Below are 18,247 nucleotides of genomic sequence, written 5' to 3'. Positions count from 1 at the left end.
TTTTACTTCATACGCACCATTACCTCCTTTCCGCTTATATCAAAACGTATATCATTTGTTTGGGCTAGTATATCCAGTACCTCAGAGAGTGTCTTGTCCCTCGAAATTTGTCCCCATATACTAATCTGTGGTGCATTTCCTTTGTAGCTTACATCCACATCATACCAACGTGCGATTTCGAGCATCACATTCTCAAGCTTTTCGTCGGCAAAATAAAATAGCTTATTTTTCCAGGCTAAATTTGCCGTAAGATCCGCTTTATGAACCTGAAGGTTTCCTGTGCCCCATGTAGCCTGTTGGTTGGGAACTAAAAACGATTCTTTTTTCGCAGTGCCAGCGACCACCTTTACAGAACCTTCCAATAAGGTGGTTACTGTATGAGACTTTTCGGGATAGGCCATCACATTAAATACGGTACCATAGACGATGACCTGTTGCTGTCTATCTGCTTTACCACTATTGACGACAAACTGTTTCAATCTATCTTTACTAACTTCAAAATAGCCCTCACCCTCTAGCGATACCTCACGTTGATTTCCTGTAAAGCGAGAAGGAAATTTAAGTGTTGTAGAAGCATTAAGCTGCACTTTAGTCCCATCTCCTAAGGTTACCCAATACAATCCACCTCTGGGGGTACTGATGCTATTCATTTTGTTATTGGCGAGTTCCGTATTTGTATTCTCAAATACAATGGCCAGATTCCCTTGTTCTAGCTTTTCTATTTTAAGACCTCCACGGGTAAAAGACTCTCCTTCCTTGAGGACCGCTAGATCAACCTGGTGTCCATCAGCAAGGGTTAAAATAGCTTTCTCTTCGGCAGGCTTAGGATCTTTTGAAAAGGGTTTGTGCAAATCACCGGTGTCTATAGAGGACCATTCAATGTTAGAGACTACATTTTGAGCAAGGTTGTTTTCAATCTTATCCTTTTTGAATAACAAAGGGGTGCTGCATAGTAGCAAGATCGCTGCTGCAGCCCAAGGGAGAACCCGTTTCCAAAGAGGTTTAATAGCAGGCTTGGCATCCAACTGCCTTATAGCCGCCAGTATCTGCTCTTGTTGGCCACTGTTTATATCCGTAAGTGGCTTTTGCATATAAAAAGCTTCGACCAGTGCCTTCTGAATAGATTCTTGATGCTGCTGTGAATCCTGATAACCAATCAGTTCTTCACGTTCCTCGGCAGTTTCACTTTGCAGCATGCATTGCTTTATCAAATATTTTATGCGATCGTAGTTAACGTCTTCCATATCATCTTTGTATGTACTTCTATAAGGCCCATCATTGGGCTATAGTTTCTATAATTTTCGTTTATAACCCTGAATTTTGGGTCGCTTTGAAGTAAAGACAATTGGAAAATACCTTTGGGGGGGTACGTACTAAAAATATTTTGTCCAAAAATGTAGAAGAAGGACAAATGGGATATCTTTCATGTTAGAAACACAATATGCACGAATAGATTTCATAGCTTGATCGAGGTTCCATTTAACGGTTTCAGGCGATACGTTAAGTAAAGCGGCTACTTCTTCACGCTTATGATATTCCTCTTTAATTAACCTATAAGTCTCCTGTTGTTTTGGAGGTAACCTTCGGATAGCCTGCTGTAGCATATCTTGAAACTCTTTATCCTGTACTAGATAATCTGCTTCAGGAAAATAACGTAGCAGCGCATCTTTAGCTTCTTCCTGGTAGAATGCTTTATAATTATCTCGTTTTTTTAAGACGTTCAGCGTTATATTTTTAGCTAAAATATAGAGCCAGCCCTCAAAATTATCCAAAGTGGGCAACAGTTGCTTATTAAGCCATACTTTCACAAAAGTATCCTGTACAATATCCTCCGCCATCCATTCATTGTTGGTAAAACGTAGCGCGGTTGTAAATATATTAGGCCTAAAGCTGTCAAACAGGGATTTAAAAGCCTGCTCATCTCCAGCCGCAACCTGCTGTAAGAGTTCGATTAGCTCCTGATCTGTCATATTGCCTATTGTTTAACCTGTTTAGTGTACAGCAAACTTATATAAAATGTGGGTATAAATAAATATGCCTTTCTAAAAAAAGTCAAAAGCAATAAAATTTCTTGTGCTTTGCAGTCTATTGTACCATTCGACGCTAGTTAGTCTATTCTTTATAAAATACTGAAGCTATCGCAAATGGTTTAGATACTAAGTATCCAGTACAGGCTCGTATTCGAGATGCAGTAACGGATAAGGCTTGCCCATTCCGTCCCTTTCGGAGCGCCCTTTTTGAGCGTAGCCCATGCGTAGATAAAACTGTATAGCCTGTGGATTTTGCTCGTTTACATCTACCCTGTACACCTGAAGACGGTCCAATACATAACGTACAGCTATCTTTCCTAGCCCCTGTCCATGGCAGGCTGCATCGACAAATAGCATTTCCAGATTATCAGCCGATACGGCAAAGAAAGCTACAATCTCACCGTTCCTTTCCAGCAGATATACCTCCAGTTGCGGAAAGAACTCTGTAGGGATAAGCGTAGCGAACAATTCAAAGTCCGTTGGGTTTAAGAAATCATGTGTCGCCAATACAGCGCTAGACCAGATTTCCATCAATCGGTCATAATCTGCTGCATTAGCTTTTCGGATATTGATCATATTATATTATACGTTTTGGACGAGCCGTACACTTGCATTGTTCTGCAAACATACAGAATGTTTCACCGCCTCGTTTACCGATTTCACCGAAAAATAAAATCGTTTTGTCGAAAGCTTATTCCGTAGTCGCGTATTCTGCTCTACTTTTGAATCAACAACAAAAACAAAGAACAGACGCAACCTTAGGAAAAGAATCAGCGTCTTATTAACAAAAGGATTAAAGACAAAAAAAATAACAACTAAAACACCTCAACATCATGAAAAAGTCTATCGCAACCATCGCTACCTTATTCACTTTAGCGTTTACCTTCAGTGCTTTTGCTAAAGAAACCGTAAATCCATTGAAGGATGTTAACGCGAAGAAGATCGCTCTTACCTATGTAGAAGCTATCACCTTGGGCAATACGGAATTCAATAAGCACCTGTTTACAAATGACTTTGCGTACCACAATTCAGCAAGTGATCAAGTAGCCAGCAGATCAGAATACCTAGCGTTCTTAAAAGCCAATAAGGGATTGAAATACAACTGCGAGACGACATATGAAATATTAGATCAGGCAGGTAATACCTCGGTAGCCAAGGCGATCATGAAATTTGAGAAATTCACCCGTGTAGATTACATCACTATGGTACAGTCTGTAGATGGTTGGAAAGTCAACAAAGTGGTAACGACATATCCATAGGCATTCAGGAACCCTTCAATAAACTGAAGGAGTCTTCATAAAGAGTTTATACCAAGAGGCATTCAGGAATCCTCAAACTGAGGATTTTATTCAGGAAGAGTTTATTTTTCAGAGGACTTCAAGAACCTTCAATAAACTGAAGGAGTCTTCATAATGAGTTTATACCAATAGGCATTCAGGAATCCTCAAACTGAGGATTTTTGTTTCAACCTAGACCCGCAGGAGTGCGGGTCTTTTTATTTGAGCGGTATAGAGGTTTTGGAAACTTCATAAATAAAATATAGCTTTGCCTTCAAGCTAACCCCGTAATCTAAACGAAGTAAATCTTCCCGTTTTATTTTACTTGTAATTGGATATAATGGTATCATATCAAGAATTGTCTGATCAAGATTTGTCTGAGCTTCTAAAGAGCAATGATAAGAAGGCGTTTACAGAAATCTATGAGCGTTACCACAGCCTACTATACATTTACGCCCATAAAAAATTAAACAACAACCTCGAAGCACGTGATATCGTGCAAGATACGTTAATGAATGTTTGGAATAGGCGAGCTACACTTTCTATTTGTGGCACGCTTCGCTCCTATCTATTTACATCTGTTCGCAATCGAATCTTAGATATCTTCTCCCACCAAAAGGTTGAAGAAAAGTATATGGATAGCCTTCACAATCTGATGCAGAGCAGTTCTTCGACAGACCACATGATCCGGGAAAAGGAATTGAGTGCTATGATTGAGCACGAGATCAACGCTTTGCCACCACGCATGCGCGAAATATTTATCCTTAGCCGCAGAGAGTGGTTAAGTAATAGCGATATTGCAAGCAAGCTTGATATCTCCCAGCACACCGTGGAGACACAGATGAAACGCGCATTACGTCAGTTACGGCTTAAATTAGGACATATCACTCATCTATTTCTCGATCTATTACTACTCCTATTATTTCTGTATTAAATAAATTCATATTTTTTTTAGTTTCCCTGTACCCACAACGGTTTCTCTTACCGTCTTAGTAATATAAGGCCCTAAATCACATGAAGGAACCAAAGGAACTATTAGAAAAATACAAATCGGGATTATGCAGCCCTGAAGAGCTGGCGTTATTACACCGATGGATTCATCATATTCATCTTAATCAGCCCTCTTCGCTTTCCGAAGAAGAGCTAAATCGTGCCAAAGTCGATTTTGAAAAACAGTTTGCCACGCAAACCACCGTTGTCCGTTCTTTGGTCAACTGGAAGACAATTGCGGCGGCAGCATCTGTAATCCTACTTTTGGGGGGTGGTTTCTATTTCATCAGTGGCCCGGTTGCTCCCGATATTGAATCTACTGCCCTTGTATCCGAAAATGATGTATTGCCTGGAGGCGACGTGGCAATTTTGACGATGGAAGACGGCAAGAAAGTCAATCTAGATAGTATATCAGAAGGCAGCGTGATATCCCAAACGGGCAGTAAAATCACAAAAAATGAAGAGGGCGCGTTAGTATATACAGCCGATCCGCAGTCTGCGCTATCAATAGCTTACCATACTGTCGAGACTCCTTCCAAAGGCCAGTACCGTATCGTGCTACCCGATGGTACCAAGGTCTGGGTTAACTCCGAATCTTCCTTGAAGTTCCCTACCCGATTTGCAGGTGCTGCCCGTGAAGTCGAATTGGATGGCGAAGCCTATTTTGAAGTTGCCAAAGATAGTTCACGTCCATTTTTTGTACAAAGTAAAAGTCAAAAAGTGGAAGTACTGGGTACACATTTCAACATAAAAAGCTACAGAGACGAACCTTACGAAAAGACAACATTGCTTGAAGGAGCCGTAAAAGTAAGTTACGCTAATCTCTCTATATCTAGGATATTAAAACCCGGAGATCAAGCCACAGTGAGTGATGACCGATGTGCCGTACGTGCTGTCGATGTAGAGCAAGCCATCGACTGGAAAAACGGTGATTTTATCTTTCGCGAAGAGAGCCTTGTTCACATCATGAAGCGGGTTTCGAGGTGGTATGGTGTGGATGTAGCGTACGAACGAGGTGTTGATCTCAGCCAGACTTTCAGCGGTCAGGTGTCACGATCTAAAAATCTTTCTGAAGTGATTGCCTGTCTAGAATCCACTGGCGATCTAAAATTTGTAACTAAAAACAATAAAATATGGATAACCAAAACTAACCCCAAAACCAATGAAATATGACCTGAAAGATAATTAAAAAAGCCGAAGGCATTGGCGTGCCTCCGGCGAGCGTTTAATAACGTCATCCAGCCCCTTTAAAAGGGCTTATTGTGCTAACAACTAAATTGAATGAAACCCCAAACGTATGTTCTTGGCGGAACATGCCGTTTGACCATTAAACACTATCAAATGTATGAAATTTTACATTAATTTTTTGTGTCGCGCTCCTGTCGGCATTTCCAAATTATTTGTCATAATGAAGCTAACTATATTCTTACTCCTGCTTAATATGTTGCATGTGACGGCCAGTTCATTTGCGCAGCATCTTACGATTAAGAAAAGCAATGCCGCCCTAACCGAGGTATTTAAGGAAATCCGAAAGCAATCGGGTTACGATTTTATTTACAGCGACAAGCTCATCAAGCGAGCCAATCCTGTCAGTGTTGATCTTCGACGAAGAGACCTCAAAGAAGGGCTCAACGAAATTTTCAGTGGTCAACCTTTTACGTATAGTATCCAAGGTACGACGATCACCCTTAAGGCCAAAGCTGGGGTCGCAGCCATAACCGATGCTGTACAAGAGCAGCGCCTCACCGGAGTCGTTACCGATGAATCGGGCAAACCACTGGCCGGAGTCAACGTATTGGCGATCAAGAGTCGCCTCAATAGCGTAACTGACCAACAGGGGGCATTCCAGATCATGCTACGAAACGAAAGCGATTCCCTTCGGTTTACCTACGTCGGGTATCAGCCCAAAATCGTTCGGATCGATGGCCCACGGCATATAAAGGTAAAACTGGAATCCGCAGATACTAAAATGCAAGACGTTGTCGTAACTGGTGTGTATACACGTTCAAAAGACAGCTTTACCGGTTCGGCTACCACCTATACAGGTCAGGAGCTCAAAGCAGTGGCCAATACCAATATCATTCAAAGTCTAAAAACACTAGATCCTGTATTTGCAGTATTGGAGAACAATCAATTTGGTTCAGACCCCAATCGGCTTCCTGATCTAGAGATACGTGGCAAATCCAGTGTCGTAGGATTGAAAGAAGAATTTGGCGTAGATCCCAATCAGCCTCTATTTGTGTTAGACGGTTTTGAAACGTCGCTTCGAACAGTAATGGATCTAGATATGGAGCGGGTAGCTTCCATCACTATTCTTAAAGATGCTGCTTCGACAGCCATTTACGGTTCTAAAGCAGCCAACGGTGTGGTTGTCATCGAGACCAAACAGCCACTTCCGGGACAATTAAGGGTTTCTTACAACAGCAATTTCAATGTATCTGTTCCCGACTTTTCCAGCTACAATTTGATGGACGCAAACGAGAAACTCCAGTTTGAATTGCTTGCCGGAAGGTATGATTTCGGAGCTTGGGACGGTACCGGCGTAAGAAAGATGGAACTATACAACAAGCGTTTGGAGGATGTACTCAGTGGTGTAGACACTTATTGGTTGAGCGAACCGGTGCGTACTGGCATCAATCAACGTCAGACTATCTACGCTGAAGGGGGCGACGCCAGTATGCGCTATGGAATTGGAGCTAACTATAATGGTATCACCGGTGTAATGAAGGACTCCAAGCGAAATACCTTTAGTGGCAACATCGATCTGATCTACCGTAAAAATAAATTCCAGTTTTCAAATAAATTGACAGTCAATTACGTCAGTTCTAGTGATCCAGTGGTTCCCTTTTCTTCCTATTCAAGAGCCAATCCCTATTACCGTAAATATAATGCAGAAGGATTTGTAGAGAAGTGGTTAACAAATGTCAGTGATGAACAAGTTGAAAACCCTTTATGGAACGCACATTTAAATAGTCGCAATCTGACTAAAGGCAACAGTATAAATAATAATTTTGCAGCCGAATATACGGTTCTACCTTCCTTACGTCTTCGCGCTAGATTCGGGGTGACCAAATCTATTGACGAGACAGACAACTTCATCTCACCGGAGAGCACGCAATATGACCGCATTGATCCGTTACTACGAGGCTCGTTAACTTATAGGAATAGCAACAACTTACAGTATGAAGGTGAATTTACCGCTACTTACGGCATGGTGTTTAAGGAGAAGCATCGTATTAATGCTGTTGGTGGTGGTCGTCTTGCTGCCAACGAATCCTTGCTTAATGGATATACTGCGCAGGGATTTTCCAAAGGCAACTATACGACGGCAGCATTTGCCAAACGTTTTCCTGAAAACGGTAGACCTGCTTACAATGAAAATGCTTCCCGATCAAACAGTTTTTATCTAAATGGTGGATATTCTTTTGACGAACGATACTTAATGGACCTGACTTATCGGTTGAGTGGATCTTCGGTATTTGGATCTAACAAGCGCTATGCCAATACCTGGTCCACAGGTTTAGCATGGAATATGCATAATGAAACTTTCCTTAAGGGAGTCGATTGGATCCATTTATTAAAACTAAGAGGATCCGTTGGTAATCCCGGTAATCAGAACTTCAGTTCTTATCAGACCTATACCACCTATATGTTTTCCAACAGTACTACCAACTTCTTTGGAGAAGGCGTCGTCCTATCGGGGCTGGGCAATCCGGATTTGAAATGGCAGACCACGTTAGACAAAAATATCGGTGTTGATGCGGGTTTTATGAAGAGAAAACTCTTGTTTAATGTAGACTATTTTCATAAAACTACCGACCCATTATTGATTAACATCGGTGTCCCGGCATCTTTAGGTATCAATACAGTTCTTACTAACTTAGGAAATCAAGAATCCAAAGGCTTTAACGGCACGATTACCTACTCGCCCATTTACGATCCTGTTAACCGTAGGATTTGGTCCTTCCGATATAATTTCAGGACAGAATCGTCCAAAATAGACAACATTGGCAATACGTTGGACAAATTCAATGAAAGCGGTAGGAATAATAATTTACGAAGATATTACGACGGGGCCAATCCCGACGCACTTTGGACGGTTGTCTCCGCCGGTATAGATCCTTCGTCCGGAGAAGAGCTTTTCATAAAAAAAGATGGTACCTATACATTAGACTACAATTTTGATGACGAGATTCAGGTGGGTATCAATAGGCCGAAGTTGGAAGGCACATTCGGTACCTCGTTTACGTATAAAGGGTTTTCTGCCAATATAGACTTCCGTTACCGCTGGGGCGGACAGGCGTTCAACAGTGCGCTATATAATAAGGTAGAAAACATCACGTTTGCTGGGCTTCGTAGTAATCAAGACAAACGAGCATTATACGATAGATGGCAAAATCCTGGAGACATCAGCCCCTACAAAGGCATATCACTATCCAAGAAAACGCAGATGTCTTCCCGCTTTGTTGAAGATGATAATTCCATCGCCTTAGAATCTTTTCGTGTGGGATATGAGTTTATGGGCGATTGGATGAAGCGATCGCGTATACGCAGCCTAAGATTAAATGCTTACATGAATGACCTTTTTGTTATTTCAACTATAAAAACGGAGCGCGGGATAGATTATCCTTTTGCACGCACAGTTTCATTTTCTGCATCCGTGTCCTTTTAATTACTTAAACTATGAAAATAAAAAGAACAACTATATTTTGCGTAGCACTAGTGGCATTAAGTCTATCCAGTTGTGACAAATGGCTAGATATTAAACCCGCTGACCGTATTGTTGAAGAAAATGTATTCGATACCCCAGCCGGTATTCTCTCCGCCTTAAACGGCACGTATAATGAGTTATTAAATAGCGAATTATATGGATCTACGCTAGGGAGCGAATTTATAGAAATATTGGGGCAGCAGTATAATATCCGCACGACCAATGTTAACTATACAGAAGTATCCAATTACGCTTATCCCGCTGATTATACCAAAGGCCGGTTAGAACGGACCTGGGATGCCGCTTATAAAGTCATTTTAAACAGCAACAAAATCATCGAAAATGTGGAAAAAAGGAGTTCCACCCTGCCATCCAACATACAGGATATTGTCCTGGGAGAATCACTTGCCATACGTGCATTCGTACATTTTGATATGCTGAGGTTATTTGGTCCTATATACAAAACCTCAGCAAGTCAAAAAAGCATTCCTTACGTGGACGAGATTTCGGTGTCCCCCGCTCCACTTTTACCTGCAGAAGAGGTGATTAAGCATATTATTAATGATTTAGACAGAGCCGAGTCCTATCTATTAAAATCAGATCCTATTGTCAATGAAGGTCCGCAGAACACGGTATTAGAAGGTGCAGACAATACCTTTCGTTACAGGACATTCCGTTTCAACTACTATACCATCTTAGCGTTAAAAGCTCGTGTACATCTTTATGCCGGGGATAAAGGAAATGCCTTGAAATATGCTAAAATGATAATTGAAGACAGCAAACGCGAGAGCTACTTTCCCTTTATAAAGCATACCGATATTGCGGGTAATTTTGCAAATCCGGACCGAGTTTTTTCTACAGAAATCATTACCGGTTTATACCATAGCGGGCGCAATCTAATATTCCAAAACTATTTTAATCCAGGATCTGCACAATCTGCAAACCTTTTGATTCCGAGAGCAGGCAATATTGCAGCCCTATTCAGCGGAGAGGAAAGCGACTATAGGTATTCCTATTTGTGGCAAGATTACGATCTAGAAGTTAATACCCTGTATAGCTTAAAATTCAGAGTTGGGGAGACCTCTACCCTTTATCGCAACAGCATATTGCCATTAATTCGCTTAGGAGAAGTGTATCTAATTGCTACCGAATCAGAATCAAATGAGCAGTTAGCATACGCTTATTTAAATAAACTACGCAATCAGAGGGGGCTCCCCAGTGTAACGGACAATCTAGCCGTTCGTCTACGCAATGAGTATGTTAAAGAGTTATACGGCGAAGGACAGTTGTTTTTTTACTATAAACGAACCAATACTGCAACTATAAAATCTGGAATTACCAATGCTAATATTTCCATGACTGCGGCCCGTTATGTACCCATGTTGCCCGACAGCGAAAATCGCTATAGAGATTAATAAACAAATTAGAACTAAATTAAAAGCAGTTATTCTAATGAAAAACTTCATATACACTTCAGTCTTAGTGGCATTCGGCGTATTTCTACATTCCTGTACAAAAGAGCCACTACTCTATCAAGGAGAAGACGACAATTCAAGTGGCATATATTTCTATTCAGTTGCCACTTTTACTCCCGACGGTATGCCCTTAAGTTATACCGACTCCCTATCCTACAGTTTTCAGAATGATCCGGCTCGGTTTACGGATTATACAATGAATGTGCCTGTACGTGCATTAGGACATGTTAGTGATAAGGATCGCCCCTTTAAAGTGAAAGTTATTGGTGGTACAGCAAAAGAAGGAGTAGATTTTGAACCTTTAAAGGAAACGTACATCATGCCTGCCGGAAAGTCTACTGTTCGAATTCCGATCAAACTGTTCCGCACGCCTATTCTACTCGAAAAATCGATCAACATCCAGTTACAACTGGTCGAGTTTGGAGATTATAAGCTATTACTTCCGTATTTATTGAATATGGGCAATAACAAATTACTCGATGCAACGAAGTTTAAGATTGGTTATTCCGAAATAATTACCGAGCCTTCCTATTTCACTAGTCCAGGTAGAGATTACTTTGGAGATTGGTCCGTTAAAAAGTTCAAAATACTTAATGATTTGATGTCCTGGAAAGCATCAGATTGGAGATATGTGAATTCTGGTGGTAACTTCTATCCTGTTGCCACGACAAGATTTCATTATGCCGCCAGCATCTTTAAAGTTTACCTGGAAGAAAAGCTTCAGGCGGGTACTCCTGTATACGAAGACGATGGTAAGACATTAATGCAGTTGGGTCCAGCTTACCTCGTTGACTACAGCAAATTATAGACTATTCAATTAAAGCAATATGAAGAATCAAACCTATAATATATTTCTATTAATAACAACTTTGTTGGTAGCATCTTGCTATAAAGACAAAGGCAATTATGATTACACCGAGTACAATGCGATACAGATCAAGGACATACCCGATCAGATCAATGTATTAGGTAATATCGATACATTAACTCTTAACCCAAAGATTGTTTCCTTACATGAAGGCGAGATAGCGGCAGATAATGAAAACTACTCGTTTGCCTATGTCCGAGACCTGAATGTCAGTACTGGGAAGATGGAGTTTATTCCTTTAGACTCGACATTCTCTAAAAACTTGAATTATTTTGTCAATTTGACTCCCAAGATGTACGATATCAGTTTTGTTGTGACCGACAAGCGCACGGGCGTACAGACATTCAAGCCTTTCAAGCTCAATGTTGGCTCTGCTGTCACCGAAGGTTGGATGGTATTATGTAATGAAGGGGCCGAACAGCGTGTTCGTTTGGATATGGTTTCCGTTATATCTCCTACACGTTCGGTACAGGCCTTTGATTTAGCAGAGCCATTAGGTTTGCCAAAACTTAATAAGGGGACTAGGATGTCGTATTTGTATCGTAATCCGATTACCGCCAAGATCACTATCATAACCGAGAATCAAGGTGCTTATGATTTACTGCAACAAAATCTCCAATCGGGACCAACGTTTAATTTATTGTATGAGTTTGGAAACAAAACTGAAAATTGCAAACCTCAAAATTTACAGCGCACAGCATCCGGTTATTACCTTATCGTGGATGGTGATAATAACGCTTATAACCAGCTGTACTCTTCTGTAGGCCCGTTGTTTGAATTCCCAGTGAATACAAGCTTGGGAGATCGTAAACCCGAATTCAAAATGTCCAAATACATTGTTGCAGATGCCAAAGCTTCTGGCGGCAGCAATGCTGTTTTAGGCTACGATATAACCAATAAGCGATTTGTCAATTGGTCTTCCGGCAGACGTACTTCTGTGTTGCCATTTACCGATCCCGAGCAAGCACTTTTCAGTTATAATACCGGAAAGGATATTGTTTATATGGAAAGCACCTTGTTCGCTAATAGTACAGCTTATTCGATCTTAGAAAAAAATGGCAAACGCTCATTACATGGGATACGTTTTGTTGTAGCCAGTCCTGTGGGCAGATTTGAACAAAGTCTCTATCGAGATCTCGATCTCCCCAATATCCAGCAAGCGAAGTTTTTTGCATTTCATTCTACGCTACCATATATGTTCTATGCCAGCGGTTCCAAGCTCTATCAGTATGATTATGTAGCCAATACCAACAAGCTCATGAAAGATTTTGGTAAAGAAAATATAACTATGCTCAAATTCAATCTTTTTCGATTTAATATCACCACCAAACCACAGACGATGTTAAACCAGCAATACGACTTAATTGTTGGTACAGCTGATGCTGATTTACCTGAAAAATCCCATGGTATATTACGGTTTTTTAATGTTCCTCCCCTAAATGGAGATTTAACAATGATTAAAGAGTATAAAGGCTTTGCAGACATTGTTGACGTAGCCTATAAAGAAGTACCCACATTTTAAGCTTCAAAACCAATATATAATATGAAAACAAATTTATTGATACCTGCTTTACTCTGTGTTTTAACAGTTAATGCACAGCAAAATAGCTTTAATATTCAGGGTAAAGTAGGGAATTCTATACTTCCGAAAAAAGTTTACATGCAATATGCATCAGGCGGAGCCACACGCGTAGACTCTACTTTCCTGATCAACGGTAGCTTCACATTCAAAGGTAAGGTAGAGAACCCAGTTCCTGCTAGAATCTATTTCGATTACAGCCAGAAAGGATTTAGTGATATGGAAAACCGAAAAGATGTCAAAATCGTTTATTTAGAACCTGTAACAATCCGTCTAGAGACGATAGATTCTTTAAAGAAGTCTAAGGTAATCGGATCGGAACTAAATGACGATTTTAACAAATATATGTTTATGTCAGATTCGTTGAGAAGTGTAGAAATGGATCTAAGACGTGTTGGCGCAAAAGATGCCACGGTCAGAACTAATTTTAGAACACATATGGCAAAATTGGAAGCCAATAGTATTATTGCGTTTAAAAAATATGTTAGGGATAATCCTACATCGTTCTTTAGCATAGATGCACTTACCTACTTGATTAATAACGGTGTGAATCCTGCCGAAGTAGAAACATTATTCGACGGTATATCTGCCGATCTTAAAGCATCTACAGCAGGCACACAGATGAAACGTACTTTGCATTTTGACAAACTTACTGCAGTAGGTAACCCTGTGATGGATTTCACGCAGAATGATGTAAATGACAAACCCGTGAGCACTAAAGACTTTAGGGGCAAATATTTGCTGATCGATTTTTGGGCGTCCTGGTGTGGCCCTTGTCGAGGCGAGAATCCAGCCTTAGTGAAAGCTTATGCAGCTTATAAGGAAAAAGGATTTGAGATTTTAGGTGTATCCTTGGATGATGCCAATAAGCGTGACGCCTGGCTTAAAGCTATAGCCGATGATGGATTGCCGTGGACTCAAGTATCCGATCTAAAAGGTTGGAAAAATGAAGCCAGTGTCATGTATGGCATTCGCAGCATACCCTCCAATTTTTTGATCGATCCTGATGGCAAAATTATCGCCAGAAATTTAAGAGGTGCACAGGTTGATGCCAAATTGAAAGAGATCTTCCATAACTAGGTATTAGATTTAAGTGATACGGCACTACTGTATATGCCGTATCACTACCTTTTAGTCTTGTAAATAACTTTGTAAATTTTAAATACAATGATGAGAAAAACAACTTTTTTATCCAGTCTGCTTGTCGTTAGCTTATTTTTGTCCTGTACAAATAATAGCGATACCGAGCCTCTTAATTCAGCTACGTTAAAAAATATCTCTTCCGAATCCGTAATGAGTCTCGCGCTATCTGATCAAAATATTGATCTTTCGACCGCGGACTTGCATCAGATCCAAACTGACAATGCTATCGGTGATTCCACAAGAAATTACGAACTAACCAAATTCAAAGCTGCAGTATACCGGTTTTACAAGCCTTTAAACATCAAAAACAAATCTTTACACAATCCAATAAAATCTGGAAGTGAGATTGGGTTAAGCGAAGATGTTTTTCAGTTTTTCAATGCGGGTATTCTACAGTTAAACAGCGAAATCAGTCACTTGGAAGATTACTCTAACGATCGGTTAAAAGCTGATGTTGAGGAGCAACTAGCAAACCTATTAAAAGAATAGTATTTAGTTTTTAAACGCTCACAAAAGCAAAAGGGTTCAGACTTATCTGAACCCTTTCTAACTTTTTTACAAATACCCTTTTTTTCTGAAAATGTCTGTTTTCAAAGGCCATCAAGAACTTTCATACCTGTTGTTGATTCAAATGAATCATGAAAGTTTTGTCTGTGTCTGTGTTTCTTTTTTCGAATGTAGTCTCCCGACTATTTTTCTTTGCGGATATTATAATCAAGCATTTATTTCAAATGTAAGCAGTTTGATTTACAATGGCCATTTGGAATATCCAAAGTGTTTTATTGTAATTGAACAGTCCTGCTACATGGATATTTTATAAAGTGATATCTCCTGCTCCAGGAGCTACCTGTCTTCTGCTGCTCTTTGATATATTAACGCTGTGGATTCTGGATTATTGTGTTATTGCGTGTTTTTTTTCGATAAATAGGCACAGACTAGCGTAAATTAGGAGCAATAAAGGAAGAAAACAGACTGCTTCATTTCATTCGCAGTGACGTGTTATAGCTACAGCATCTTCCAAGCCACAGCGCTCTTATCGTTTTATTTGCTGGTAAGCTTTAGCTGTTGTCCTTCCTTCGCAAGGTCGAAGGTCCTATTTTTTGATGGTTTGAAAATCTGTGTCGGGGCCATACAGGTTCCTGATGTGCGTATACTATCCACTTCCATTTTTATCTGTTTAGCTTCTGTAAAATAGTACCTTCCGTACACCTCTGTAAAGCAATCATTGCCACATTCCCAGCTGTCGTAACTCCTGAATCGCTCTTCGTCTAGAAAATCGATCGAGTGAAAGTTAAACAACAGTATAGAATCTATCCGCATTTCCTATGCATTCGCTATTCTTCCCGATATTCCTTGCCTGTGTAAATATCGATATAATAATAGATCAATTCTCCAGCATCCGATTTTACAGTAACCAAACCGTCCGAATTAATAGCTTGATAAGCTTTTGACCCTATATGCTGTTTGGTCGTATTATCATAAAGCATATATAGACCCTCTTTATCCTTTTGTACCGCATAGATACCTTTGTCTGTATCCAAAACGGAGATATCCTGGTATTCCGGTTTTATAGCCCAAGATTGGGTGCGGCTGTTCCATAGTCCTTTGGTCCGGACTTCTCGTTGATCTTCGATAGGAATGATATATAGATCCTCCATCCCACTATAAGAGCTGATCTTGCCAAATTTCCACTTTTCCGTATTCAGCGCATCCGGCAGAATCATCTTTCTATCAGGCCACACCAGGTTGCCGACTTGGTCCAGTACCTTAAAATTATATGTGCGCTCCAATCGATCTACCACATTGCCATTGGTGTCGATATATAACCAATCGTATGCCCATACCGCATGATCGTAATTGAACACGCCCAGGAGAAAGTAAGGCGAATTGTTGATCGAGTATACCAGCGATGTTTTCTTTATAAAGTCTATCTGTGCGGCAGTCGCCTTTTTGATTTCTTTCGGAAATGCCTTTTCATATTGGGGAAAAGCATATACCTCATCCGTTTTGCGGTCTACCAGTAGTTTAGGAACCTCTGGCTCATAACGATCTTTGTTGACTTCCTCGAGCGTTATGGTTTCCGTTCCATACCGGATAGAAAGCGATTGCGTTCCTTGCATGTTGCTGCGAACTGCTTTTTTTTGCTCAAATCCATACATGGATACACCTGCACTCGAAGTTTTGATAAAACGTTTATCTTGCAGTACATCAGTAATATTATAATCTATCTTTCGAAGACCATTCTTTTTGATCTGGTAGAGATCGCCGTTCCAATAGATGTGTTTATCATCTACAGCCACCAGATTTAAATAGACATTATCTTCCAGATACGGGAGATCTTGTTTTAACAGAATTTGGTTCGATCCCAGAATGCCGACCTCTATTTTACGGTAGGTCTGTTCTTTCTTGATGCCACCTCCCATGATATTCCAGTCCCATTTCCATACGGGCATTTTCTTTTCGTGCTCCGTTTCTTTTTTATAGAACGTCAGTCCGTTAACGCTGTTCAGGTTGATTTGCTGGGGCGAAAAATCTAATACCATTTCTCCCTTGCCATCTATCACCGCGTATTCGTACTTTTCATTGACCACCACCGCAAAGCCTGTGGGTGTAAATACAGATCCCCGTAGGTATTGTCGATCCGAGATAGGTTTGAGATCTGTTCGATCTACATAGATATACGTATTTTGCTTTGTTAAGAAAGGAACCGCATTTGTCATCTTCGCGTTTGAATATAAGGGTAGTCTGACCTCTTTTTTGTCCTGTGTACAAGCCGTCATTGCTGTCAGCATGAAAAGGATACCGCACATTGCTGTTTTCATATGTGTATAATTATTTCATGAGCTCGCAGGCTCGGTTTGACTTTCAATGGCCATATGGAATATCCAAAATATATTATGCACGAATTGTTGTAATTGGTGTGCATACTGCTTCGCGGTCATTCGTGTTTGTGTAGGTTCTACTACATGGATATTTCATACCTCAATGTTACGGACAACCATCGAATAAACATATCCCCGATATTGGCTATATTAAAAATTAGCGGTCGCATCTTCCCAGCCGATTTCTTCGAGCTCGGGGATGCGGTTCAAGAATTCCTTTACGTCTTCTGAGAGGCGGCGGCTTACGTTTAGCATGGACTCGTTGTAGCGGCTGTCCGTGTGGAATAACACTTGGGCTACGGTCTCGTCTAGCTCTAGTTTGCGCAAGTTGGATATGGGGTACCGTACATACAGCATATTGATATAGCGGCCGCTTTTGATCTGTACAAACCATCCTCCTAGTGTCCATTCGGACAGCATTTTTTTAGCAAATCTTATCTGGTACTTCTCACCGTTGGTCAGTATTGCAAAATAGCTGTTGTTTTCCTTCACGATATATACGATATCAAATAGGCGTATGCTGTGATTGACAAAGCGTACGGTCAGATCCAATTGGACTCGCAGATCAGCCAGTAACATATGTGGCAGACGATAGGTCCTCCATCCTGCAGAGACTTTCTCTGGAGCCTCTACGCTCTTTTCCACCTCGATGAAGACGGGTTGCTCGACCAGTACTTCTACTGGTTTTTCGACCGTAATAAATACCGGACGATCTACTAGCACTTCTACAGGCTTCTCCACCTCCACAAATACCGGACGATCCACCGGAACCTCTACCAGCACCTTTTTGAGTTTAACCAGATTATACTGCGGGTAGCGATAAAAGAAGGCTACTGTAGCCACTACCGGGATGAGCAGGAAGATAAAATCGGTCTTCCAATATGCAGGGGCTAGCAGTTCGTCCCACAAACGCACTGGTTTGGGACTGGCCAGTGCGACCGCTGCATGTAGAAACAAGCGGTGCACGAAGACCACCGACAGCGTAGCGGCTGCAAAATAAAACAATGTCGCGCGGCGCGATCCGATCTTGCTCTCGAGCGTGTCATTGCCCAGTAAAGAATGATAGATCTTACTGATACCATAGGTATATATCCCAAAGAGAACTACGGTGACAAAATATACAATGCCAAATTTATAGTCGGTTATGCGTTTCTCCGGATCGAGTATTTTGTCCGATATATTGATCAGATAGGCGGCCATCATGCTCCATAATAAGAGCAGAGCATACTTGATGAATCGTGCTTTCATAAAGGTCAGAGTTTGATGCGGTATGCTGTCTTTATCTAAAAATG

15 protein-coding genes are annotated in these 18,247 nt (G+C 40.8%); 9 read left to right on the top strand and 6 right to left on the bottom strand.

The features are described 5' to 3' along the window. Positions 1 to 2 precede the first annotated feature (2 nt). From B5X76_RS10830 to B5X76_RS10820, 3 genes are all read right to left on the bottom strand, one after another. On the bottom strand, positions 3 to 1,244 hold the full coding sequence (locus B5X76_RS10830) for a FecR family protein (protein ID WP_079643138.1): 1,242 nt from the start codon (positions 1,242 to 1,244) through the stop codon (positions 3 to 5). 129 nt (positions 1,245 to 1,373) lie between these two features. Beyond that, positions 1,374 to 1,970, bottom strand: coding sequence for an RNA polymerase sigma factor (locus B5X76_RS10825; protein WP_079643137.1), 597 nt, complete (start codon positions 1,968 to 1,970; stop codon positions 1,374 to 1,376). Between the two features lie 186 nt (positions 1,971 to 2,156). Next, positions 2,157 to 2,606 carry a GNAT family N-acetyltransferase gene (locus B5X76_RS10820; protein ID WP_079643136.1) on the bottom strand — a complete coding sequence of 150 codons (450 nt, stop codon included), beginning with the start codon at positions 2,604 to 2,606 and terminating at the stop codon, positions 2,157 to 2,159. A 257-nt stretch (positions 2,607 to 2,863) separates the two neighbouring features. On the opposite strand from B5X76_RS10820, the gene B5X76_RS10815 reads away from it, so the two are divergent. From B5X76_RS10815 to B5X76_RS10775, 9 genes are all read left to right on the top strand, one after another. Next, positions 2,864 to 3,289, top strand: a complete 426-nt coding sequence (locus tag B5X76_RS10815; RefSeq protein WP_079643135.1) for a nuclear transport factor 2 family protein — start codon at positions 2,864 to 2,866, stop codon at positions 3,287 to 3,289. Between the two features lie 358 nt (positions 3,290 to 3,647). Continuing rightward, entirely contained in the window at positions 3,648 to 4,241 is a 594-nt protein-coding gene (locus B5X76_RS10810; RefSeq protein ID WP_079643134.1) for an RNA polymerase sigma-70 factor, read from the top strand. A gap of 80 nt (positions 4,242 to 4,321) precedes the next feature. Then, complete coding sequence (locus B5X76_RS10805) at positions 4,322 to 5,470, top strand: FecR family protein (RefSeq protein ID WP_079643133.1); 1,149 nt, start codon at positions 4,322 to 4,324, stop codon at positions 5,468 to 5,470. 235 nt (positions 5,471 to 5,705) lie between these two features. Further along, positions 5,706 to 8,969 (top strand): SusC/RagA family TonB-linked outer membrane protein, encoded by a 3,264-nt coding sequence (locus B5X76_RS10800; protein WP_217699647.1) that lies wholly within the window; start codon positions 5,706 to 5,708, stop codon positions 8,967 to 8,969. Between the two features lie 11 nt (positions 8,970 to 8,980). Continuing rightward, complete coding sequence (locus B5X76_RS10795) at positions 8,981 to 10,423, top strand: RagB/SusD family nutrient uptake outer membrane protein (protein WP_079643131.1); 1,443 nt, start codon at positions 8,981 to 8,983, stop codon at positions 10,421 to 10,423. Between the two features lie 37 nt (positions 10,424 to 10,460). Next, positions 10,461 to 11,291, top strand: a complete 831-nt coding sequence (locus B5X76_RS10790; RefSeq protein WP_176141044.1) for a DUF4843 domain-containing protein — start codon at positions 10,461 to 10,463, stop codon at positions 11,289 to 11,291. Between the two features lie 19 nt (positions 11,292 to 11,310). Next, the gene (locus B5X76_RS10785) at positions 11,311 to 12,873 is read left to right on the top strand and encodes a PKD-like family lipoprotein (protein WP_079643129.1); all 1,563 of its coding nucleotides are present in this window, start codon (positions 11,311 to 11,313) and stop codon (positions 12,871 to 12,873) included. A gap of 21 nt (positions 12,874 to 12,894) precedes the next feature. Continuing rightward, positions 12,895 to 14,010, top strand: coding sequence for a TlpA disulfide reductase family protein (locus B5X76_RS10780; protein WP_079643128.1), 1,116 nt, complete (start codon positions 12,895 to 12,897; stop codon positions 14,008 to 14,010). Between the two features lie 87 nt (positions 14,011 to 14,097). Continuing rightward, positions 14,098 to 14,562, top strand: coding sequence for a hypothetical protein (locus B5X76_RS10775; RefSeq protein WP_139375277.1), 465 nt, complete (start codon positions 14,098 to 14,100; stop codon positions 14,560 to 14,562). Between the two features lie 552 nt (positions 14,563 to 15,114). Here the strand turns inward: B5X76_RS10775 and B5X76_RS10770 are convergent. The 3 genes from B5X76_RS10770 to B5X76_RS10760 form a co-directional block, all read right to left on the bottom strand. Next, a complete protein-coding gene (locus B5X76_RS10770; RefSeq protein WP_245801025.1) occupies positions 15,115 to 15,393 on the bottom strand; it encodes a hypothetical protein in 279 nt (92 codons plus the stop codon). 14 nt (positions 15,394 to 15,407) lie between these two features. Continuing rightward, the gene (locus B5X76_RS10765) at positions 15,408 to 16,895 is read right to left on the bottom strand and encodes a hypothetical protein (protein WP_079643126.1); all 1,488 of its coding nucleotides are present in this window, start codon (positions 16,893 to 16,895) and stop codon (positions 15,408 to 15,410) included. A gap of 210 nt (positions 16,896 to 17,105) precedes the next feature. After that, positions 17,106 to 18,203, bottom strand: a complete 1,098-nt coding sequence (locus tag B5X76_RS10760; protein WP_079643125.1) for a hypothetical protein — start codon at positions 18,201 to 18,203, stop codon at positions 17,106 to 17,108. Positions 18,204 to 18,247 lie beyond the last annotated feature (44 nt).

The sequence above is a fragment of the Sphingobacterium nematocida genome (genome assembly GCF_900168125.1).
GTDB lineage: Bacteria > Bacteroidota > Bacteroidia > Sphingobacteriales > Sphingobacteriaceae > Sphingobacterium > Sphingobacterium nematocida.
This window is presented reverse-complemented; position numbering and strand designations above follow the sequence as displayed.